We start from the raw sequence: 21,214 nt of genomic DNA on the forward strand, positions 1-21,214 counted from the left end.
ACGGGCGGGGAGTAAAGAGGGGCGCGAGTATAACCCAACAAAACCTCTGGATTCGTGTGGTCGTCCGGCCAAAAGGCGGGTTAGACTCCTCGGCCCTGCCCAACCCGCCCAGTGATGCTTTCCGATGCTCGAACAGTACGTCAAAAAGATCCTCACCTCGCGCGTTTACGACGTTGCCGTGGAAACCCCGTTGCAGACCGCCCGCCAGCTCTCCGAGCGCCTGGGCAACAAGGTCTGGCTCAAGCGCGAAGACTTGCAGCCGGTGTTTTCCTTCAAGATTCGCGGCGCCTACAACAAGTTGACCCAACTGACGGCCGAAGAACGTGCCCGTGGCGTGGTCACCGCCTCGGCGGGTAACCATGCCCAGGGCCTGGCCCTGGCGGCCAAGGTGCTGGGGGTCAAGGCCACGATCGTGATGCCCAAGACCACCCCGGAAATCAAAGTCGAAGGCGTACGCTCCCGTGGCGGCAAAGTGGTGCTGCATGGCGACTCCTTTCCGGAAGCGCTGGCGTATTCGCTGAAGCTGGTCGACGAAAAAGGCTACGTCTACATTCACCCCTATGATGATCCACACACCATTGCCGGGCAGGGCACCGTGGCGATGGAGATCCTGCGCCAGCACCCGGGGCCGCTGGACGCGATTTTCGTCCCAGTGGGCGGTGGTGGCCTGATTGCCGGTATCGCGGCGTATGTGAAGTACCTGCGCCCGGAGATCAAGATCATCGGCGTCGAGCCGGACGACTCCAACTGCCTGCAGGCTGCCATGGCCGCGGGCGAACGCGTGGTGCTGCCGGCCGTGGGGATCTTTGCCGATGGCGTGGCGGTGGCGCAGATCGGTCAGCACACCTTCGATATCTGCAAGGACTATGTGGATGAAGTGATCACCGTCAGCACCGATGAAATCTGCGCGGCGATCAAGGATATCTACGACGACACCCGCTCCATCACCGAGCCTGCAGGGGCATTGGGCGTGGCGGGGATCAAGAAGTATGTAGAAACCCGTGGTGTCAGTGGCCAGACCTTTGTCGCCATAGATTCCGGGGCCAACGTCAACTTCGACCGCCTACGCCATGTGGCCGAGCGCGCCGAGTTGGGTGAAGGTCGCGAGGCGATCATTGCCGTGACCATTCCCGAGCGCCCGGGCAGCTTCAAGGCCTTCTGCGAGGCTGTGGGCAAGCGCCAGATCACCGAATTCAACTACCGCTACCATTCCGGCAGCGAAGCGCACATTTTTGTCGGGGTGCAGACCCACCCGGAAACCGACCCGCGCAGCGCGCTGATTGCCAGCCTGAGCGAGCAGGGTTTCCCGGTGCTGGACCTGACCGAGAACGAACTGGCCAAGTTGCACATCCGCCATATGGTCGGCGGCCACGCGGCGCACGTCAGCAATGAGCTGGTGTTCCGCTTCGAGTTCCCGGAGCGTCCGGGGGCCTTGTTCAACTTTCTTAACAAATTGGGCGGGCGCTGGAACATCTCGATGTTCCACTATCGCAACCACGGCGCGGCCGACGGCCGTGTGGTCGCCGGGCTGCAAGTGCCGGCCAACGAGCGCCATCTGGTGCCGGCGGCGTTGGCAGCGATTGGTTACCCGTATTGGGATGAAAGCGACAACCCGGCCTATCAGCTGTTCCTCGGTTGAGCGACTACGCTGATTGGGCGGCCTTTAAGGAATCGAGAGCATGGAATATCTGACAACCCTCAAGACGATCCACATGGTGGCAACGGTGCTGCTGTTGGCCAGTGGCCTGGCCCTGGCCGTGCTGAGCTGGCGCAAGCGCGCCGCTGGCCCGGCGGTTACGTTGCATCGGCCATGGCTGTTTGTCTGGTTGTTGATGGGCGTAAGCCTGGTGAGCATGCCGTTTACCGGCTGGTGGCTGGTGCACCTGGTCGGCTGGCCGCTGGGGCAGACGTGGATCCTGGGTTCCAGCGTGATCTACAGCGTCGCGGCGCTGGCCTGGTTCTGGCTGGTGGTGCGCCTCAATCGCCTGCGGCTGGGCGGTACGGGCAGTGCGAAGTTCACCCTGGCCCTGGCGATTGTCAGCCTGGTGGGGTTTGTGGCGATTGCCGGGTTGATGGGCGCCAAACCCGTTTAAGGCTTGAAACCGGGTCGCCTTCATTCGCGAGCAAGCCCGCTCCCACATTCGATTGCATTCCAGAGGTGGAACCCGATCAAATGTGGGAGCGGGCTTGCTCGCGAAAGCTTTATCAGCCGCGCAGGCTAATCACCGGCCAACCACGCTTCTGGGCCTTGGCCCGCAGATTCGCATCCGGATCCACCGCCACCGGATGAGTCACCTGCTCCAGCAGCGGCAGGTCATTCATCGAATCGCTGTAAAAATAGCTGTCTTGCAGGCTAAAGCCGGTTTCTTCCAGCCACCGATTCAAGCGCGTCACCTTGCCCTCACGGAAGCACGGTACATCGGTGCTGCGCCCGGTGTAGCGGCCATCGGCCATCTCGCATTCGGTGGCGATCAGGGTTTCAACCCCCAACCGTGCGGCAATCGGCGCGGTGACAAAGCGGTTGGTGGCGGTGATGATCACCAGCGTGTCACCGGCGGCGCGGTGTTTGGCCAGCAGTTCCACGGCCTGGGGCAGGATGATCGGCTCGATGCAGTCGCGCATGAAGTCGCGGTGCCATTCGTCGAGCTGGGCCATCTCGGTGCTGCCGAGGATTTCCAGGCTGAAGTTCAGGTACGCGGCGTTATCCAGCTTGCCGGCCAGGTAATCCTGGTAGAACTCGTCGTTGCGGGTCTTGTAGGCAACGGCATCGAGGATGCCGCGTTCACACAGGTAATCACCCCAGGCGTGGTCACTGTCGCCGCCCAAAAGCGTGTTGTCCAAGTCGAATAAAGCCAGGCGCATTGCGGTTACTCGCTGAAAAGTCTGTAAAAAGGCGTCCAGAATACGGTCTTTTCACAAGAGTGCACATAAGGTAAGCAGCCTCGTTGCCGCTGCAACAAGCTTTGTGGAACAATGCGGCGACATGCGTTTGCGAGGTTGTTGCCGTGATCGACCCCGATGGTTTCCGTCCAAATGTCGGGATTATTCTTACGAATGATGCCGGACAGGTGCTATGGGCTCGCCGAATCAACCAAGATGCCTGGCAGTTTCCCCAGGGTGGGATCAACCCCGACGAAACCCCTGAAGACGCCCTGTACCGTGAGTTGAACGAAGAAGTCGGCCTGGAGCGCGAAGATGTGCAAATTCTGGCCTGTACCCGAGGCTGGTTGCGCTATCGTTTGCCGCAACGCCTGGTGCGTACCCACAGCCAACCGCTGTGCATCGGCCAGAAGCAAAAGTGGTTTCTCCTGCGCCTGATCTCCAACGAGCAGCGGGTGCGGATGGATTTGACCGGTAAACCGGAGTTCGATGGCTGGCGCTGGGTCAGTTATTGGTATCCGTTGGGCCAGGTGGTGACATTCAAGCGCGAGGTTTATCGTCGCGCTCTCAAAGAGCTTGCCCCGCGCCTTTTATCGCGCGACTGACGACGGAGTTCGACCCCGAGCCATGCTCAATACGCTGCGCAAGATCGTCCAGGAAGTTAACTCCGCCAAGGATCTCAAGGCGGCGTTGGGGATTATTGTGTTGCGCGTCAAGGAAGCCATGGGCAGCCAGGTCTGCTCGGTTTACCTGCTGGACCCCGAGACCAACCGTTTTGTGCTGATGGCCACGGAGGGCTTGAACAAGCGCTCCATCGGCAAGGTCAGCATGGCGCCCAATGAAGGTCTGGTGGGCCTGGTGGGGACGCGTGAAGAACCCCTGAACCTTGAAAACGCGGCCGATCACCCGCGTTATCGCTACTTTGCCGAAACCGGTGAAGAGCGCTACGCCTCATTCCTCGGCGCACCGATCATCCACCACCGCCGCGTTGTCGGCGTATTGGTCATCCAGCAGAAAGAGCGCCGCCAGTTCGATGAAGGTGAAGAAGCCTTCCTCGTGACCATGAGTGCGCAGTTGGCCGGGGTGATCGCCCATGCCGAAGCCACCGGCTCGATTCGCGGCCTGGGGCGCCAGGGCAAGGGGATCCAGGAAGCCAAGTTCGTCGGCGTGCCGGGTTCACCTGGCGCGGCGGTCGGTACTGCGGTGGTCATGCTGCCCCCGGCCGACCTGGACGTGGTGCCGGACAAGTCCGTCGACGACATCGACGCAGAAATCAAACTGTTCAAGACCGCCCTGGAAGGCGTGCGCGCCGACATGCGCAACCTGTCGACCAAGCTGGCCACCCAGCTGCGCCCCGAGGAACGGGCGCTGTTCGACGTGTACCAGATGATGCTCGACGACGCGTCCCTGGGTAACGAAGTCAAGACCGTGATCAAGACCGGCCAGTGGGCCCAGGGCGCGCTGCGCCAGGTGGTCACCGATCACGTCAACCGCTTTGAACTGATGGACGACGCCTACCTGCGCGAGCGCGCCTCGGATGTGCGCGACCTCGGTCGGCGCCTGCTGGCCTACCTGCAGGAAGACCGCACCACCAACCTGGTCTACCCCGACAACACCATCCTGATCAGTGAAGAGCTGACTGCCACCATGCTCGGCGAAGTGCCGGAAGGCAAACTGGTGGGCCTGGTCTCGGTGTTGGGCTCGGGCAACTCCCACGTGGCGATCCTGGCCCGGGCCATGGGCATCCCGACGGTGATGGGCCTGGTGGACCTGCCGTATTCCAAGGTCGACGGCATCTCGATGATCGTCGACGGGCACCGTGGTGAGGTGTATACCAACCCCAGCGAAGTGCTGCGCAAGCAATACGCCGAAATCGTCGAGGAGGAGCGCCAGCTGTCCCAGGGGCTCGATGCCCTGCGCGAACTGCCCTGCGTGACCCTCGACGGCCACCGTGTACCGCTGCTGGTCAATACGGGCCTGCTGGCGGACGTGGCGCGTGCGCAACAACGTGGCGCTGAAGGGGTGGGCCTGTACCGCACCGAAGTGCCGTTCATGATCAACCAACGTTTCCCGAGCGAGAAGGAGCAGCTGGCGATTTATCGCGAGCAACTGTCCGCCTTCCATCCGTTACCGGTGACGATGCGCAGCCTGGATATCGGCGGCGACAAGTCACTGTCTTATTTCCCCATCAAGGAAGACAACCCCTTCCTTGGCTGGCGCGGCATCCGCGTTACCCTCGACCACCCCGAAATATTCCTCGTCCAGACCCGCGCCATGCTCAAGGCCAGCGAAGGCCTGAACAACCTGCGCATCCTCCTTCCGATGATCTCCGGCACCCACGAGCTGGAAGAAGCCCTGCACCTGATCCACCGGGCCTGGGGCGAAGTGCGCGACGAAGGCGCCGACGTGCCGATGCCGCCGGTTGGCGTGATGATCGAAATCCCGGCAGCGGTGTACCAGGCCAAGGAATTGGCACGGCAGGTGGACTTCCTGTCGGTGGGCTCCAACGACCTGACCCAATACCTGCTGGCCGTGGACCGCAACAACCCACGGGTGGCCGACCTCTACGACTACCTGCACCCGGCGGTGCTGCAAGCCTTGCAGAACGTGGTGCGCGATGCCCATGCCGAAGGCAAGCCGGTGAGTATCTGTGGGGAAATGGCCGGTGATCCGGCGGCGGCGGTGCTGTTGATGGCCATGGGCTTTGACAGCCTGTCGATGAACGCCACCAACCTGCCGAAGGTCAAGTGGATGCTGCGCCAGATCAACCTGAGCAAGGCCAAGGATCTGCTGGCGGAATTGATGACCATCGACAACCCGCAAGTTATCCACAGCTCGCTGCAGTTGGCCCTGAAAAGCCTGGGGTTGGCGCGGATGATCAATCCGTCTGCGACCAAAACCCTCTAGACCGAGGGGGGGCCATCGCAGGCAAGCCAGCTCCCACACTTGGAATGTATTTCAAACGGTGGGAGCTGGCTTGCCTGCGATGACGGTGGCCCAGTCTCCACTAAATCCTCAGTTCCACCTCGCCCAGCCGCCCGCCATGGGGCCCAAAGCTGCGCTCGACCATGTGCCGCAGCCCATCGGCATGCACAATCAGCGCGGTACTCGCTCGCGTCCCGTAACTGGGGCTGGCGATAAACACACTCGATAACAGACTTTCCGTGGCCAACCCGACACCGGTATCCGGCAGTTCGGCAAAGGGTGCGGTCTGTGGGTCGCTCAAAATCCCCAGCAAGGCTTCAGGGTGCGGATCATCCAGCACTTGGGCCAGTGCTGCCTTGGCCTTGAGCAGCTTTGGCCAGGGCGTATCCAGCCCGGCATTGGATAAGCCATAGATCCCGGCCGTCAGTTGGGTAGGCGTCGACTCATTGGCGTTGTAGTGCCACAGCTCTTGCGGCGTGCCAATCAGCAGGTTGAAGCCGGCATATTCAATTGATCTGCCGTTAACATCGGCTAAATAGTGGTCAATCGGCAGGGAACCGTGGAGAAAACGCGCCACCAACTCGCCCCGGGACTTGCGCGCCGGTGGCTGGTGCGGGTCACGGATATTGGTCAGCGCGGCAAACCGTCCGTCGGCGCCGATCCCCAGCCAGGTGCCCCCGGCTTCCTGGTCGCGACCGGCATACACCTGCGGTGTATCGGGCCACTGGGCCAAGGGCAGGCTGGGCCGGGCGTAGAATTCGTCACGGTTGGCCGCGACGATCAGGGGCTGGGCATGGCCCGGCCGCCAGGCGAAAACAATCAGGCACATAAGGCGATCCTTTTGTGTTTTGCTCACTCTACCCATAGAACCGCCGGCTATCCATCGTATCCAAGTTGGGCCAGATGCCTCCCATCCGTTAACATGCCAGGCTGCTTGGCGCGGGTGCGAACTTCTTCATTTGATCGAGCCGCTGTAACGCAGGCTTAATCGTCCACCGGCAAGGTCCGTGCGCAATAACGAATGATTTAACGAGGAGTCGCAATGCTGCCTTACCCGCAGATCGACCCGGTGGCCCTGGCCATCGGTCCGCTGAAAATCCACTGGTACGGGTTGATGTACCTGATCGGCATCGGCGGCGCCTGGCTGTTGGCTTCCCGACGCCTGAACCGCTTTGATCCGACCTGGACCAAGGAGAAGCTCTCCGACATGGTGTTCTGGATGTCGATGGGCGTGATTGTCGGCGGGCGCCTGGGTTATGTGTTGTTCTACGACCTGAGCGCGTACCTGGCCAACCCTACCCTGATTTTCGAGGTGTGGAAGGGCGGCATGGCGTTCCACGGCGGTTTTATCGGCGTGATGCTCGCGGCCTGGTGGTTTGGCCGACGCAATGGCAAGTCATTCTTCCAACTGATGGACTTTATCGCGCCGATGGTGCCGATTGGCCTGGGTGCCGGGCGTATCGGTAACTTCATCAACGCCGAATTGTGGGGCAAGCCGACCGACGTGCCGTGGGCCATGGTGTTCCCGCCGTTCAGCGACCCGGCGCAGTTGGCGCGCCATCCGTCGCAGTTGTACCAGTTCGCCTTGGAAGGCGTGGCGCTGTTCCTGATCCTCTACATCTACTCGCGCAAACCCCGCCCAACCATGGCGGTTTCGGGGATGTTCGCCCTGTTCTACGGGATTTTCCGTTTCATCGTCGAGTTCGTGCGGGTGCCGGATGCGCAGTTGGGCTACCTGGCGTTCGGCTGGCTGACCATGGGTCAGGTTCTCAGCATTCCGATGATTCTTGCTGGCCTGGGCCTGCTCTGGTGGGCTTACAACCGCCCGCAGGCGATCAAGACCAGCGCGCTATAAATTCGAACGCCGGGGCCTGAGGGCCTCGGCTTCACCGATACAGGTAATGTCATGAAGCAATATCTCGAGCTGGTTTCCCACGTCATTAACAACGGCACCAAGCAGGCCAACCGCACTGGCGTGAACACCATCAGCTTCCCCGGTGCGATGTTGCGCTTTGATCTGCAGGAAGGTTTCCCAGCCATCACCACTCGCAAAATGGCCTTCAAGTCGGCGATTGGCGAGATGTGTGGCTTTTTGCGTGGGGTGAACAACGCCGCCGAATTCCGCGCCCTGGGCTGCAAGGTGTGGGACCAGAACGCTAACGAAAACGCGCAGTGGCTGGCCAACCCGTTCCGCCAGGGCGAGGACGACCTGGGCGAGATCTACGGTGTGCAATGGCGCAAATGGCCGGCGTACAAGCAGATCCCGTTGAGCAACCAGGCCGCTATCGAGCAGACCCTGGCCCAGGGCTATCGCCAGATCGCCGAAGGCGAGGAAGACGGTCAGGCCTATGTGGTGCTGTACAAGGCCATTGACCAGATTCGCCAGTGCGTCGACACCATCATCAAGGACCCGGGCAGCCGGCGCATCCTGTTCCACGGCTGGAACTGCGCCCAGCTCGATGAAATGGCCTTGCCGCCGTGCCACCTGCTGTACCAGTTCCACCCGAATGTCGAGACCAGGGAGATTTCCCTGACCCTCTACATCCGCTCCAACGACCTGGGCCTGGGCACGCCGTTCAACCTCACCGAAGGCGCCGCACTGCTGAGCCTGATCGGCCGCCTGACTGGCTACACGCCGCGCTGGTTCACCTATTTCATCGGTGACGCGCACGTCTACGAAAACCACCTGGACATGCTCAACGAACAGCTCAAGCGCGAGCCTTTCGCCGCGCCGAAGCTGGTGATCAGCGAGCGCGTGCCGGAGTTTGCCAAGACCGGGGTGTACCAGCCGGAGTGGCTGGAGCTGATCGAGCCGAGCGATTTCTCGCTGGAAGGCTATGAGCACCATGCGCCGATGACGGCGCCGATGGCGGTCTAGTCGAGACCGCATCGTCTGCATCGCAGGCAAGCCAGCTCCCACAAGTGACCGAGTACACAGGCACATGTGGGAGCTGGCTTGCCTGCGATGGCGTCAACTCAGTCACCCCATTATCTAATGCCCGTGACTACGACCCACATGTGAATGCTCCGCCTCACTGGCCGCCACACTCCCACTGACCTCCAGCCGCTGCAAAATCCCACACTGGTCGATCTCCGGCCCTTCGCCACAGCGCTGGCGCAGGTCGATCAACTGTTTCTGCAAGGCCAGCAACCCATCAATCCGCGCCTTGACGTGATGGATATGCTCGTCGATCAGCGCATTTACATTTTCACACTGGTCCTGGGGGCTGTCGCGCAGGCCCAGCAGGCTGCGGATTTCCTCCAGGGTCATGTCCAGGCTGCGGCAGTTGCGGATAAACGTCAGGCGCTCGGTGTGGGCCTGGGTGTACAGGCGGTAGTTGCCCTCGCTGCGCGCCGGTGGCGGCAGCAGGCCTTCCTTCTCGTAATAACGGATGGTCTCCACCGGGCAGTCGGTCAGTTTGGCCAATTCACCGATCTTCATCGCAGCAATCTCCAAAAGGGTGCTTGACCCTATAGTGGCTACAGGGTCTTTACTTGGCAACAGGCACCTTCATGGACGCGACACAATGAGCGAATCCCTGCGCACCCCGCACAAGCACGACCACAGCCACGATCATGATCACGACCATGATCATAGCCATCACGACCACGGCCATGATCATGACCACAGCCATCATGATCACGCGCAAAAGCTTGCCCCTGTGAAAGAGCATGATCATGGCGGCGGCTCCTGCTGTTCCGGCGCGGCAGCCCCCTCGTTGGTGACATTGACGCAAACAACCAGCGCCAACGCGCGCCTGAGCACTTTCCGCATCGAGGCCATGGACTGCCCCACCGAGCAAACGCTGATCCAGAACAAACTGGGCAAGATGGCCGGTGTGCAGCAGTTGGAATTCAACCTGATCAACCGCATCCTCGGTGTCACCCACGACCTGCCGAGCACCGCGCCGATCGTCGAGGCCATCAAGTCCCTGGGCATGCAGGCCGATCCGATCGAGGAGGGCGTGCCGGCCGCCGCACCACCGGCCAAGAAGCACTGGTGGCCGCTGGCCCTGTCCGGCTTTTGCGCCCTGGCGGCGGAGGTGATCCATTTCACCGACGCGGCTCCGACCTGGGTGGTGGCGCTGGTGGCGCTGGTGTCGATCCTCAGTGGCGGCCTCACCACCTACAAAAAGGGCTGGATTGCCCTGAAAAACCTCAACCTGAACATCAACGCGCTGATGAGCATCGCCGTGACCGGTGCGATCCTGATCGGCCAGTGGCCGGAAGCGGCGATGGTGATGTTCCTGTTTACCGTGGCCGAGTTGATCGAGGCCAAGTCCCTGGACCGTGCGCGCAATGCCATCAGTGGCTTGATGCAAATGACCCCGGAGCAGGCCACGGTGCGCCAGGCTGACGGTAGCTGGGTCGAACAAGAGGTCAAGACCATTGAACTGGGTGCCATCGTGCGGGTACGCCCCGGCGAGCGCATTGGTCTGGATGGTGAAGTCACCGCCGGCCAGTCCACCATCGACCAGGCGCCGATCACCGGCGAAAGCCTGCCGATCGAGAAAACCGTGGGCGATAAAGTCTTCGCCGGCACCATCAACCAGGCCGGTTCCCTGGAATACCAGGTGACCGCTGCCGCCAATAACTCGACCCTGGCGCGCATCATCCACGCAGTGGAACAGGCCCAGGGCTCGCGGGCGCCGACCCAGCGCTTTGTGGATAGCTTCTCGAAAATCTACACCCCGGCGGTGTTCCTGTTTGCCCTCGGCGTGGCCGTGATCCCGCCGCTGTTCATGGGCGCGGTGTGGTTTGACTGGATCTACCGCGCCCTGGTGCTGTTGGTGGTCGCGTGCCCTTGTGCCTTGGTGATTTCCACCCCGGTGACCATCGTCAGCGGCCTGGCGGCGGCAGCGCGCAAAGGCATCCTGATCAAGGGCGGCGTGTACCTGGAGGCCGGCTACAAGCTCGACTACCTGGCCCTGGACAAGACCGGCACTATCACCCACGGCAAGCCGGTGCAGACCGACTACCTGGCGTTGTTCCCCAATGTAGAAGACAACGCGCCGGCCCTGGCCGCCAGCCTGGCCGCGCGTTCCGACCACCCAGTGTCGCTGGCGATCGCCAATGCGGCTGTGGATAAAAAACTCCCGCTGCAGGTTGTGGATAACTTCGAGGCCCTGGCCGGGCGCGGGGTCCGTGGCGAGATCAACGGTGAGGTCTATCACCTGGGCAACCACCGCCTGGTGGAAGAGCTGGGCCTGTGCTCGCCGGCCCTTGAAGAAAAACTCTTCGCCCTGGAAAAACAAGGCAAGTCCGTGGTGCTGCTGCTCGACAAATCCGGCCCGCTGGCGCTGTTCGCCGTGGCCGATACGGTCAAGGACAGCAGTCGCGAAGCCATCCAGCAGTTGCACGACCTGGGCATCAAGACCCTGATGCTCACCGGCGACAACACCCACACCGCCCAGGCAATTGCCGCCCAGGTGGGCATCGACCAGGCCCAGGGCGATCTGTTGCCCACCGACAAGCTCAAGGCTATCGAGGACCTGTACGGGAAAAACCACCGGGTCGGCATGGTCGGCGACGGCATCAACGACGCCCCGGCCCTGGCCCGCGCCGAAATTGGCTTTGCCATGGCCGCAGCAGGCACCGACACGGCCATCGAGACCGCCGACGTGGCGCTGATGGACGATGATTTGCGCAAGATTCCGGCATTCATACGCTTGTCGCGACAAACGTCGAGTATCCTCAAGCAGAACATCGCCCTGGCGCTGGTGATCAAGGCGATCTTCCTGGCCGTCACCTTCATGGGCATGGCCACCATGTGGATGGCGGTGTTTGCTGACATGGGCGTGAGCCTGCTGGTGGTATTCAATGGTCTGCGCTTGTTGCGCAAATAGTCGATGAGAGGGTGGTGTGCTGAGTGCCGAGTTGAAGGCGTTTTACATGGTCGCCCGCCTGGGCAGCATTACCCAGGCGGCGAAAAAACTCGGCCTGAGCCAACCTACGGTGACCACCCAGATCCGCCATCTGGAAAGCCAGTACTCGGTTGAGCTGTTCTATCGCGGTGGCCGCCGCCTCACCGTCAGCGACGAAGGGGCGCGGCTGTTGCCGATGGTCAAGGCGCTGTTGCAGCAGGAGGCGGATATCGAGTTTTTCCTGCGCAACAGCGGCCAGGTGCAGGGCACGTTGCGCATCGCCGCGACCGCGCCCTATTACATCCTCGACCTGGTGAAAACCTTCCGCGAACGCTTGCCCCACGTGGAAGTGGCAGTGGAAATCGGCAACTCCCAGCAGGTCCTCGAAGCACTGGATGATTACCGGGTGGACGTCGCCGCCTCCTCGCAATTGCTGGAAGACCCGCGCCTGATCCGCCGGGTGCTGGGCTCCGACCCGCTGGTGCTGGCGGTGCATCGCAATCATCCGCTGGCCGTGCTGGAACATGTGCCGCTCAGTGCGCTGGCGGGGCATACCCTGTTGATGCGCGAGGCAGGTTCCACCACCCGGCGCTTGACCGAAGAGATGCTCAAAGGCGCTGGCGTGGGTTATGGGCCGCTGCTGGAAATCGGCAGCCGTGAGTCGATCCGCGAGGCGGTGCTGCGCAATATCGGCATCAGCATCATCGCCCGCCAGGAAGTGCCCCATGACCCGCAACTGCGGGTGCTGACCATCGAGAATGCGCCGCAGATTCCTGAATACCTGTACTGCCTCAAGGAGCGTAAAGGTGCGCGGTTGCCGGCGGCATTTCTGGGGTTGGCGCAGGAAATGTCGCCGCTCTGAAAGATTTTGGGTGGTTTTGAAATCGCCATCGCAGGCAAGCCAGCTCCCACATGTGAAGGTATTCACAGCTCCAAATGTGGGAGCCGGCTTGCCTGCGATAGCGGTAGACCCAACACCCCATGGCTCTGCCCCTACCCAAATCCACCAATACCACTATCACCCGCTTTTGCCTTCCTGCCACACCAGGGACGCATTTGCTGCCTAGCATGGCCTTCATCAGTTTGATGAGGTGCCACCATGAACACAGCCCAGCTCAACCCCGGCGCGCCGATGACGGTGCGTGGTATCCAGAAGCGCTTTGGCGCCTTTACTGCCCTGGACCATGTGTCCCTGGACGTCGCCGCCGGTGAACTGGTGTGCCTGCTCGGCCCCTCGGGCTGCGGCAAGACCACCTTGCTGCGCTGCATCGCCGGCCTGGAGCGCCAGGACAGCGGCGAGTTGTACCTGGGTGATCGTGACGTTTCCCTTCTGGCACCCCAGGCGCGGGACTACGGCATTCTGTTCCAGTCCTACGCGCTGTTCCCTAACCTCAGCGTCGAGGCCAATATCGGCTACGGCCTGGCCGGCAGCGGTCGCGATGAAGTGCGCAAACGCGTGGCGCAGATGCTGGAACTGGTGGGCCTGACCGGCAGCGAAAAGAAATACCCCGGCCAACTGTCCGGCGGCCAGCAGCAACGGGTCGCCCTGGCCCGTGCCCTGGCGCCGGCCCCGTCGCTGTTGCTGCTGGATGAGCCGATGTCGGCCCTCGATGCCCGGGTGCGCGAGCACCTGTGCACCGAGTTGCGCCAGTTGCAACGCCGCCTGGGCATCACCACCCTGATGGTCACCCACAACCAGGACGAGGCCATGCTGATGGCCGACCGCATCGCCGTGATGAACAATGGCAAGGTCGAGCAGTACGCCACCCCTCAAGAGATCTATGACCGCCCGGCCACCCCGTTCGTGGCCGAGTTTGTCGGCCAGGGCAACTGGCTGCCCTTCAGCCGCAACAGCGCCAGCCACGCCCAGGTTGGCGGGATGAATGTGCGCCTGGCCGAAGACAGCGGCAAGGCCGCGTCGGGCCGCCTGTTCTGCCGGCCGGAAGCGATCAGCGTCAACCCGCCCGTACACGAGGAAAACCTGTTCCCGGCCAAGGTCCGCGAGATCACCTTCCTCGGCAACCGTTGCCGCATGAGCTTTGAACTGGACCAGTTGCCTGGTCATCCGCTGCTGGCCGAACTGGCGCCGGAAGCCATGCCACGTCTGGGCGCCCAGGATATCTGGGTGGCGCTGCCGCCGCGCAGCCTGCAGGTGTTTGCCTGAGATGGCCACTGATATGACCCTGCCAGTACCCGGCCGTGTGGCGCGTCAGGCTTCCCGTGCGCAAATCGGCGACCGTATCTTCGTACTGGGCGGCAAGCTACTGCTGCTGTGCCTGTTGGGCCTCGCCGTACTGTTGCCGCTGCTGGCGATCTTCTGGCGCGGTTTCAGCGCCGAAGACGGCCAGGGCGGCGGGCTGGTGGCGGCGCGTGAGCTGCTGACCAGCGCCAACTTCCACTGGCTGCTGGGCAACAGCCTGAAGGTTTCCCTGAGCGTCGCGATCATTGTCGTACCCCTGGCCTACCTGTTTGCCTACGCCTTGCAACGCACGCTGATCCCCGGCAAGACCCTCTGGCGCGGCCTGTCGTTGCTGCCGCTGATGGCGCCGTCGATGCTGCCGGGCATCGCCCTGGTGTACCTGTTCGGCAACCAGGGCATGTTGCGCGGCCTGCTGTCCGACAACATCTACGGCTTCTGGGGGATTGTCCTCGGTGAAGTGATCTACACCTTTCCCCATGCGCTGATGATCCTGCTGTCGGCGCTGTCCCTGGCGGATGCGCGGTTGTTCGATGCCGCCTCGAGCATGGGCGCCAGCCCGGCCCGGGCGTTTCGCAGCATCACCTGGCCGGCGACGCGCCAGGCCGTGTTCGCCGCGTTCTGCCTGGTGTTCACCCTGACCATCACGGACTTCGGCGTACCGGTGGTGGTGGGTGGTGACTATCAAGTGCTGGCGCTGGAGGCCTACAAGGCCGTGGTTGGCCAACAGCAGTTCGGTCGCGGCGCCTTGATCGGCATGGTGCTGCTGCTGCCGGCGTTGCTCAGTTTCGCGGTGGATACCTGGCTGCGCCGGCGCCACGGCGACTCCATGAGCGGCCGCGCCCAGGTGTTCCAGCCGGCGCCATCGCGTCTGCGTGATGGCTGCTACCTGGCGATTGTGCTGCTGATCTGCGCGGTGCTGCTGTTGGTGTTCGGCATGGCGGTGTACTCGTCGCTGGTGAAGTTCTGGCCGTACAACCTGTCGCTGTCGCTCAACCACTACCAGTTCAACGACACCGCTGGCGGCGGCTGGCTGGCCTATCGCAACAGCCTGACCATGGCGATCTGCACCGCACTGATTGGCAGCGTGCTGATCTTCACCGGCGCTTATCTGATGGAAAAGACCAAGGGGCAGAAGGGCTTGAACCTGGCGCTGCGCATGCTCAGCTTTGTGCCGATGGCGGTGCCTGGCCTGGTGCTGGGCCTGGGCTACGTGTTCTTTTTCAACCTCAACGGCAACCCGCTGCATGTGCTCTACGGGACCATGACGCTGCTGGTGGTGTGCACCATTGCTCACTATTTGACCACCGCGCAAATGACCGCCACCACCGCCCTGCGCCAACTCGACGCCGAGTTCGAAGCCGCCGCGCTGTCGCTCAAGGCGCCGCTGTACCGCCACTTTATGCGGGTCACCGTGCCGATCTGCCTGCCGGCGCTGTTGGACATCCTGCGCTACCTGTTTGTCTCGGCGATGACCACCGTATCGGCCGCGATCTTTCTCTACAGCCCCGACACCATCCTTGCGGCGGTGGCGGTGCTGAACATGGACGACGCCGGCAACGTGGGCGGCGCGGCGGCCATGTCGACCCTGATTCTGTTCACCTCAGCCGGCGTCTCGCTGCTGCTGGCGTGGGCCTCACGCGGCTTGTTGCGCCGCTCCCAGGCCTGGCGCCAAACCGCGCCCGGTCAATAACTCTGCCCCACACAAGGAAACGCACCATGTTCAAGCCCCTGGCCCTCGCCGCTGCTGTGCTCACCGCGTTCAGCCTGAATGCCTTTGCTGCCAAGACCGAGTTGACCGTGTACACGGCCCTTGAAGCCGAGCAGTTGAAGACCTACAAGAAAGCCTTCGAAGCGGCCAACCCGGACGTCGAGATCAAGTGGGTGCGCGACTCCACCGGCATCATCACCGCCAAGCTGCTGGCAGAAAAAGCCCGCCCACAAGCCGATGCGGTGTGGGGCCTGGCGGCCTCCAGCCTGGCGATCCTCGATCAGCAAGGCATGCTGCAAAGCTATGCGCCGAAGGATCTGGACAAAATTGGCAAGAACTACCGCGACGCCGCCAACCCACCGGCCTGGGTCGGCATGGACGTGTGGGCTGCGACCATTTGCTTCAACACTGTCGAAGCCGAGAAACAGGGCCTGAGCAAGCCGATCAGTTGGCAAGACCTGACCAAGCCTGAGTACAAGGGCAAGATCGTCATGCCTAACCCGGCGTCGTCCGGCACCGGTTTTCTCGACGTCAGCGCCTGGTTGCAGACCTTCGGCGAGAAGCAGGGCTGGCAGTACATGGATGACCTGCACCAGAACATCGGCCAGTACGTGCACTCCGGTTCCAAGCCATGCAAGTTGGCGGCTTCCGGTGAGTTCCCAATCGGCATTTCCTTCGAATACCCAGCGGTGCAGCTCAAGCGCCAGGGCGCGCCACTGGATATCGTATTGCCCAAGGAAGGCCTGGGCTGGGACATCGAAGCCACTGCGGTGATCAAGGGCACGGCCCACCCGGAAGCGGCACAGAAGCTCGCCGATTTCTCTGCAAGCCCCGCAGCGATGGAGCTGTACAAGGAAAACTTTGCCGTGCTGGCCCAGCCAGGCATTGCCAAGCCACAGACAGAATTGCCGGCGGACTATGAGCAGCGCCTGATCAAGAATGACTTTGCCTGGGCCTCGAAAAACCGCGATAACATCCTGGCTGAATGGCGTAAGCGCTATGACGGCAAGTCGGAGAAAGTGGCAGGTCAATAATATTCGTTGGGGCTGATGGCCTCGTCGCCGGCAAGCCAGCTCCCACATTTGAAGGTGTTCACAATTCACCCTGTGGGAGCTGGCTTGCCGGCGATTGCGGCCTCAAATTCAGGACATCACTTAATGACACACCACAGCGATCTGCTGATCATCGGCGCCGGCATCCTCGGCCTGTCCCATGCCTACGCCGCCGCCAAACGCGGCCTCAAGGTCACGGTGTTCGAGCGCACGGCCACGCCCCTGGGCGCCTCGGTGCGCAACTTCGGCCAGGCCCTGGTCACCGGCCAACCGCCGGGGCAGATGCTCGACCTGGCCCGGCAAAGCCGCGAGATCTGGGGCCAGTGGGCGCAACAGGCGAACCTGCAACTCAAGCGCAATGGCTCTTACCTGTTTGCCCGCACCGAAGCCGAAGAGCACCTGCTGGAGGCTTTTTGCGCCGGGCGCGCCAAGGCGCATGGCTACCGCGTCAACCTGTTGCAAGGCGCAGCGCTGAACGACTTGTATGGCGGCCAGTTCCGCCATCACCGCGCCGCGCTGCACGGCCTGGACGATCAGCAACTGTATTCCCGTGAGGCGCTGCCGGCGCTGATCGAGTACCTGCGCCGCGACCTCAAGGTGGAGTTCCACTTCTCCACCCTGGTGCGCGACATCGCGCCGGGCCAGGTGCACAGCACCGCCGGCAGCTTTCGTGGCAAGCAGATCATCGTGTGCTCCGGCCACGACTACCAAACCCTGCTGGCCGAACAGATCGCCGCACTCCAGCCGCAAATCTGCCAACTGCAAATGCTGCGCGCCCGGCCCAAGGTGGAGCTGAACCTGCAACACGCGCTGCTGACCGGCCTGAGCTGTGTGCACTACGGCGCCTTTGCCGACTTGCCGGAAGCGGCGCCCGTGCAGGCGCAGATCCTGCGCGATACACCGCACCTGCATGAACATGGCATCCACCTGCTGATCAGCCCGACGCCCCATGGCGAGTTGATCATCGGGGATTCCCACCATTACGGCAGCGATCCTTCGCCATTCAACGCCGAACAGGTGGACAACTGGATGATCGAGCTGGCCGAGCAGACCCTGGGCTGTCAGATTCAGGTCGTCGAGCGCTGGCAAGGGGTCTATGGTTCCCGTGGGCCGGGGCCGTTTTCGTTCCTGCGCGCCGCCGAGGGGGTCAGCGTGGCGTTGATGCACACCGGCGTGGGCATGAGCGTGGGGCCGGCGCTGGCCGAGCGCAATATCACTGAACTGTGGGGGCAGGCGTAATGAACGCTGAGCAGGTGGTCGCTGAAGTCTTTGGCCTGTACGAGCAGCATGGCGCTGCCGATTACATTGGCGAGCCGGTGTCGCAGATCGAGCATATGTCCCAGGCCGCGCAACTGGCCATGGCTGAAGGCTTTGACGATGAAGTGGTGCTGGCGGCGTTCTTCCACGATATCGGGCACATCTGCGGCCAGGGTGAGGAGAACATGGGCGGCTACGGCGTGGTCAGTCACGAACGCCTGGGCGCCGATTACTTGCGGCGTGCCGGGTTCAGCGAGCGCCTGGCGAAACTGGTGGAGTATCACGTGCAGGCCAAGCGTTACCTGACCTTCAGCCAGCCGGACTACTATGCGCGCTTGAGCGAGGCCAGCCGCCGCACCCTGGGTTACCAGGGCGGGGTGATGACGGCCGACGAGGCCCGTGTGTTTGAGCAGGACCCGCTGTGTGCGGTGAGCCTGCGCATGCGCCACTGGGATGAGCAGGCCAAGGCAATGCACGTGCCGGTGCTCGACCTTGAGGTGTTGAAGGCCAAGGCCCGGCACCTGCTGGCGGCTTAAGCCTCGTCCAGGCGCTGGGCCAGGGCTTCGATCTGTTCCTGGCGCTCGGCCTGGCTCAACCGTGCATGGGGGTTGAGCGATGACCATTGCGGATGGGCACGCGCCTTGTGCAGGGCCTCGGGCAGTTTGCCTTCGCGCCAGCTCTTGTCCTGCGGGGTGTCGACCTTGATGCTGTGCATCGCCGCATGCCCCCGCAGGTTCAGGGCCTTGAGCAACTGGCGCTGGCGCAGGGCCAACAGGCGCAACACGCTGTCATCCACGGTCAGCTCGCGCTGGCCCTTGATCTTGCCCAGCAAACGGCTGCCGTAGCTGCGCGCGGTTTGCAGGGCGCCCCCGGCAATCGCCCCGGCCAGGGCGGCGGCGCCCAGGGTCAGGCCGCCGACCAGCAAGTCCACACCGGCACCGGCCGCAGCTCCCGCGGCAATCCCGCCGCCGACCCGCACCCCCAGTTGCTTGAGGGTTTCGGGGTTGAACAAATCATCGCCCCAACGTCCGTCCAGCAGCGGCAAGTCGCTGGCAGCGGCGTCTTGCGCACGGAAGCCGTAGAGTTTAAGCAGGGCCTCGACGCAACGCTGTTCGCGCTGGCGCACGGCTTTGCGCAGATCGCTGACGGCTTGCTGTTCATCCTCGATGACCACGCTGCGCCGGCACGCGGCGCAGTCGATCAGCAGCTCGGCGATCAGGCGTGCGGCGCTTTGCTGGCGCGCCTGGCGTTGGGCCTCCTGGTCGAGAATCAGCCGCTCCAACTGTGGCCGTGAGCTTTCCAGCAACAGGGCCAGGCTTTCATACAGCCGCCGCTCGCCATCTTCTGGGGGCGCCACGCTGTCAAAGCGCACCAACGCATGTAGGCCCAGGCGGGCCAGGGCTTCGCGCCAGTCCGGCTCGCGGTGTTCGGCGCTGCTGACAAAGTTGAGCACCGGCAGCAGCGGTTTGCCGCAACTGGCCAGCACTTGCAGCTCGTCGCGGTACTTGGCCAGCACCGGTTCCCGGGCGTCGATCACGTACAGACCGGCGTCGGACGCCAATAACTGGCGTAGCACCTTGGCCTCCTGCTCAAAGCGCTGGCGGGCTTCGCTGCCTTCGAGGAAGCGCGCCAGGCGGGCCGGGCCATCCAGGCGTTCGCCGGGGCGGTCGAGGCGCTCCAGGTAATCGAGCAGGGCGATGGCATCTTCCAGGCCCGGCGTGTCGTACAGCTCCAGCAAGGCTTCACCGTCCACCGACAGGCGTGCGCCTTCGACATGCCGGGTGGTGCTGGGGCGGTGGGACACTTCGCCAAAGCCCACGTCCCGGGTCAGGGTGCGCAGCAGCGAGGTCTTGCCGACGTTGGTGTGGCCGACCACGGCCAGTTTCAGGGGTTTAGTCATGGCCCGTCTCCAGCCAGGTGAGCGGCGCGCAGTCGGCGAAGGGGAGGTCCAGTTGCTGCAAGGCCGTGTGCCAATCGCCGAGGCGCTCGGCATCCAGCGCCTGGCCCGGTGGCGCTTGTAACAGCCAGACCCGGGTGGCGCTGGCGCTGCGGGCCAGCTCGCCAATCAGCGCGAGGCTGCCGCGATCCGGCGAGCGGCGCGGGTCGCAGGCGATCACCAGGCGTGCGGGCGGGAAGCGGGTCAGTTGCTCCAGCAGTTTGTGGCGAGACTCACGGCTGTCGAGGATGCCGGCGTCCTTGACCATGGCCGGAAGTTTGGGCGGCCAGGGGTGCTGGTCGTCGAGTTCGATGGCCACCAGCAGGGCGCCATCGCTGTGCAGTTCGCTGGCACCGCCGCTGACGTGGTGCAACTGCTCAGGCGCGGCATCGCTGACGCCAAGGCGTTCGCTGCTGGGCATCAAGGCATCGCGCAAGTGGCTGTAGCCGGGCAGGTTGAGGTCCAGGCCCAAGGCCGCGCGCCCGCGTTTCCAGCGCCATAGGCACAACAGGGCGAGAATCAACCGGGGCAGCAGGCCATAGACCAGCAACACCCCCACCAGCCATGCAGCCCAGGCCTGGCGGGCGCTTTCGATAGTCAGCGCCGAATCGCCGCTGGTGCGAATCATCTCCACGCTGGGCACGCTGAAGCCGAGCAGTGCGGGCAGGCTGCCCAGGGCCTGGGTCACGCTGACAAAGGTGTCGGCCCCGAGAATGGTGGTTTCCCAGACAAACCCGTAGCGCCGGGTGGCCATCAAGGTCAGCAGGATCACCAGCGCGCTGCACAGCGCCAGCAGCCACAGGCCATTGACCAGCACGCCGACCGCCCAGCGGTTGAGCTTCTGGCGTTGCAGCAGCAACAACAGCGCCGGCGCCAGTTGTGCGGCCTTGGCATCGCGGGCAAGTTTTTCGCTGAGCCACAACCACAGACGGCCGAGGCTGGCGCTGTGTTCTCCTGCAAACAACAGGCCCAGGGCCCAGCTCAGCAGCAGGATCAGGTTCAAGCCCAGCAGGCTGCCCAGGGCCCAGAACACATTGACCGGGGCCTGGCCGTTGCCCAGGGCGGCGAAGGCCAGGCCGGCGCCGCTGACGATGGCCAGCACCATCAGCACCATCAGCGCCAGGCGTGCGCCTTGCAGCCAGTGGAGCAGGGCGGCGCGCAGGCCGTCACGTTCGGCCAGCCACAGTGCGCGGTTTTGAATGCGCGTCGGCAGATCGCCGCCGTGGCTGCGGGCCAGGCGATTGGCTTCCTGGTCTTCCAGGGGGCCAGCGTGTTCTTCACGCAGGCGCACGGTTTCCGTCAGCCAGAGTGTGTGCAGAGGTGTAAGTGCAGTCACGCGCCATCCTGTTGTGTCAGTGAGCCTGGAGCATAACCGCTGGCCCGCGCCTCTGG

General features: G+C 63.2%; 18 protein-coding genes. 13 read left to right on the forward strand and 5 right to left on the reverse strand.

Features of this window, described 5'->3' with window-relative positions; all coding sequences use genetic code 11:
• Positions 1-124: 124 nt before the first annotated feature.
• Positions 125-1,639 carry a threonine ammonia-lyase, biosynthetic gene (gene ilvA / locus HBO24_RS07770; RefSeq protein ID WP_057440412.1) on the forward strand — a complete coding sequence of 505 codons (1,515 nt, stop codon included), beginning with the start codon at positions 125-127 and terminating at the stop codon, positions 1,637-1,639.
• A gap of 40 nt (positions 1,640-1,679) precedes the next feature.
• Complete coding sequence (locus tag HBO24_RS07775; RefSeq protein WP_057960912.1) at positions 1,680-2,093, forward strand: DUF2269 family protein; 414 nt, start codon at positions 1,680-1,682, stop codon at positions 2,091-2,093.
• Between the two features lie 112 nt (positions 2,094-2,205).
• Here the strand turns inward: HBO24_RS07775 and HBO24_RS07780 are convergent, their stop codons facing one another.
• Positions 2,206-2,862 carry an HAD family hydrolase gene (locus HBO24_RS07780; RefSeq protein WP_169960097.1) on the reverse strand — a complete coding sequence of 219 codons (657 nt, stop codon included), beginning with the start codon at positions 2,860-2,862 and terminating at the stop codon, positions 2,206-2,208.
• Between the two features lie 143 nt (positions 2,863-3,005).
• Between HBO24_RS07780 and HBO24_RS07785 the strand changes: the two genes are divergently transcribed.
• Both HBO24_RS07785 and ptsP read left to right on the forward strand, forming a co-directional pair.
• Positions 3,006-3,485, forward strand: coding sequence for an RNA pyrophosphohydrolase (locus HBO24_RS07785; RefSeq protein ID WP_053128161.1), 480 nt, complete (start codon positions 3,006-3,008; stop codon positions 3,483-3,485).
• 22 nt (positions 3,486-3,507) lie between these two features.
• A complete protein-coding gene (gene ptsP / locus HBO24_RS07790; protein WP_057960910.1) occupies positions 3,508-5,787 on the forward strand; it encodes a phosphoenolpyruvate--protein phosphotransferase in 2,280 nt (759 codons plus the stop codon).
• A 100-nt stretch (positions 5,788-5,887) separates the two neighbouring features.
• Here the strand turns inward: ptsP and HBO24_RS07795 are convergent, their stop codons facing one another.
• Complete coding sequence (locus HBO24_RS07795) at positions 5,888-6,634, reverse strand: NRDE family protein (protein WP_115129222.1); 747 nt, start codon at positions 6,632-6,634, stop codon at positions 5,888-5,890.
• Positions 6,635-6,847: 213 nt separating this feature from the next.
• Between HBO24_RS07795 and lgt the strand changes: the two genes are divergently transcribed.
• Together lgt and HBO24_RS07805 are read left to right on the forward strand one after the other, a co-directional pair.
• Positions 6,848-7,660 carry a prolipoprotein diacylglyceryl transferase gene (gene lgt / locus HBO24_RS07800; protein ID WP_057440408.1) on the forward strand — a complete coding sequence of 271 codons (813 nt, stop codon included), beginning with the start codon at positions 6,848-6,850 and terminating at the stop codon, positions 7,658-7,660.
• A 51-nt stretch (positions 7,661-7,711) separates the two neighbouring features.
• A complete protein-coding gene (locus HBO24_RS07805; RefSeq protein WP_057960909.1) occupies positions 7,712-8,683 on the forward strand; it encodes a thymidylate synthase in 972 nt (323 codons plus the stop codon).
• 114 nt (positions 8,684-8,797) lie between these two features.
• Here HBO24_RS07805 and cadR read toward each other — a convergent pair whose 3' ends face one another.
• Complete coding sequence (gene cadR / locus HBO24_RS07810; protein WP_057440406.1) at positions 8,798-9,247, reverse strand: Cd(II)/Pb(II)-responsive transcriptional regulator; 450 nt, start codon at positions 9,245-9,247, stop codon at positions 8,798-8,800.
• A gap of 85 nt (positions 9,248-9,332) precedes the next feature.
• On the opposite strand from cadR, the gene HBO24_RS07815 reads away from it, so the two are divergent.
• The 7 genes from HBO24_RS07815 (at position 9,333) to HBO24_RS07845 (ending at position 18,422) form a co-directional block, all read left to right on the forward strand.
• Positions 9,333-11,651: a heavy metal translocating P-type ATPase gene (locus HBO24_RS07815; RefSeq protein ID WP_170059525.1), complete on the forward strand. Its 2,319-nt coding sequence runs from the start codon at positions 9,333-9,335 to the stop codon at positions 11,649-11,651.
• A 16-nt stretch (positions 11,652-11,667) separates the two neighbouring features.
• Positions 11,668-12,531 (forward strand): LysR family transcriptional regulator, encoded by an 864-nt coding sequence (locus HBO24_RS07820; RefSeq protein WP_057440404.1) that lies wholly within the window; start codon positions 11,668-11,670, stop codon positions 12,529-12,531.
• Positions 12,532-12,768: 237 nt separating this feature from the next.
• Complete coding sequence (locus tag HBO24_RS07825) at positions 12,769-13,833, forward strand: putative 2-aminoethylphosphonate ABC transporter ATP-binding protein (RefSeq protein ID WP_057440403.1); 1,065 nt, start codon at positions 12,769-12,771, stop codon at positions 13,831-13,833.
• A 1-nt stretch (position 13,834) separates the two neighbouring features.
• Entirely contained in the window at positions 13,835-15,559 is a 1,725-nt protein-coding gene (locus HBO24_RS07830; RefSeq protein ID WP_057960906.1) for a putative 2-aminoethylphosphonate ABC transporter permease subunit, read from the forward strand.
• A gap of 26 nt (positions 15,560-15,585) precedes the next feature.
• Positions 15,586-16,611: a putative 2-aminoethylphosphonate ABC transporter substrate-binding protein gene (locus tag HBO24_RS07835; RefSeq protein WP_057440401.1), complete on the forward strand. Its 1,026-nt coding sequence runs from the start codon at positions 15,586-15,588 to the stop codon at positions 16,609-16,611.
• A 123-nt stretch (positions 16,612-16,734) separates the two neighbouring features.
• Positions 16,735-17,868: a TIGR03364 family FAD-dependent oxidoreductase gene (locus HBO24_RS07840; RefSeq protein WP_115129217.1), complete on the forward strand. Its 1,134-nt coding sequence runs from the start codon at positions 16,735-16,737 to the stop codon at positions 17,866-17,868.
• On the forward strand, positions 17,868-18,422 hold the full coding sequence (locus tag HBO24_RS07845; protein WP_057960904.1) for a phosphonate degradation HD-domain oxygenase: 555 nt from the start codon (positions 17,868-17,870) through the stop codon (positions 18,420-18,422). The genes HBO24_RS07840 and HBO24_RS07845 overlap by 1 nt, the downstream gene beginning before the upstream one ends.
• Here the strand turns inward: HBO24_RS07845 and HBO24_RS07850 are convergent.
• Positions 18,419-19,786, reverse strand: coding sequence for a DUF3482 domain-containing protein (locus HBO24_RS07850; RefSeq protein WP_057440398.1), 1,368 nt, complete (start codon positions 19,784-19,786; stop codon positions 18,419-18,421). The two genes, HBO24_RS07845 and HBO24_RS07850, sit on opposite strands and share 4 nt — an antisense overlap.
• A complete protein-coding gene (locus HBO24_RS07855; protein WP_170059526.1) occupies positions 19,779-21,158 on the reverse strand; it encodes a DUF2868 domain-containing protein in 1,380 nt (459 codons plus the stop codon). Before HBO24_RS07855 ends, HBO24_RS07850 begins: the two co-directional genes overlap by 8 nt.
• Between the last annotated feature and the right edge of the window lie 56 nt (positions 21,159-21,214).

Source organism: Pseudomonas sp. WS 5410 (assembly GCF_012985645.1).
Taxonomy (GTDB): domain Bacteria; phylum Pseudomonadota; class Gammaproteobacteria; order Pseudomonadales; family Pseudomonadaceae; genus Aquipseudomonas; species Aquipseudomonas shahriarae.

Coding starts and splice junctions, on each gene's coding strand:
- ilvA (WP_057440412.1), top strand. CDS start 125: ATGCTCGAACAGTACGTCAAAAAGATCCTCACCTCGCGCGTTTACGAC.
- HBO24_RS07775 (WP_057960912.1), top strand. CDS start 1,680: ATGGAATATCTGACAACCCTCAAGACGATCCACATGGTGGCAACGGTG.
- HBO24_RS07780 (WP_169960097.1), bottom strand. CDS start 2,862: ATGCGCCTGGCTTTATTCGACTTGGACAACACGCTTTTGGGCGGCGAC.
- ptsP (WP_057960910.1), top strand. CDS start 3,508: ATGCTCAATACGCTGCGCAAGATCGTCCAGGAAGTTAACTCCGCCAAG.
- HBO24_RS07795 (WP_115129222.1), bottom strand. CDS start 6,634: ATGTGCCTGATTGTTTTCGCCTGGCGGCCGGGCCATGCCCAGCCCCTG.
- lgt (WP_057440408.1), top strand. CDS start 6,848: ATGCTGCCTTACCCGCAGATCGACCCGGTGGCCCTGGCCATCGGTCCG.
- HBO24_RS07805 (WP_057960909.1), top strand. CDS start 7,712: ATGAAGCAATATCTCGAGCTGGTTTCCCACGTCATTAACAACGGCACC.
- cadR (WP_057440406.1), bottom strand. CDS start 9,247: ATGAAGATCGGTGAATTGGCCAAACTGACCGACTGCCCGGTGGAGACC.
- HBO24_RS07815 (WP_170059525.1), top strand. CDS start 9,333: ATGAGCGAATCCCTGCGCACCCCGCACAAGCACGACCACAGCCACGAT.
- HBO24_RS07825 (WP_057440403.1), top strand. CDS start 12,769: ATGAACACAGCCCAGCTCAACCCCGGCGCGCCGATGACGGTGCGTGGT.
- HBO24_RS07830 (WP_057960906.1), top strand. CDS start 13,835: ATGGCCACTGATATGACCCTGCCAGTACCCGGCCGTGTGGCGCGTCAG.
- HBO24_RS07835 (WP_057440401.1), top strand. CDS start 15,586: ATGTTCAAGCCCCTGGCCCTCGCCGCTGCTGTGCTCACCGCGTTCAGC.
- HBO24_RS07840 (WP_115129217.1), top strand. CDS start 16,735: ATGACACACCACAGCGATCTGCTGATCATCGGCGCCGGCATCCTCGGC.
- HBO24_RS07845 (WP_057960904.1), top strand. CDS start 17,868: ATGAACGCTGAGCAGGTGGTCGCTGAAGTCTTTGGCCTGTACGAGCAG.
- HBO24_RS07850 (WP_057440398.1), bottom strand. CDS start 19,786: ATGACTAAACCCCTGAAACTGGCCGTGGTCGGCCACACCAACGTCGGC.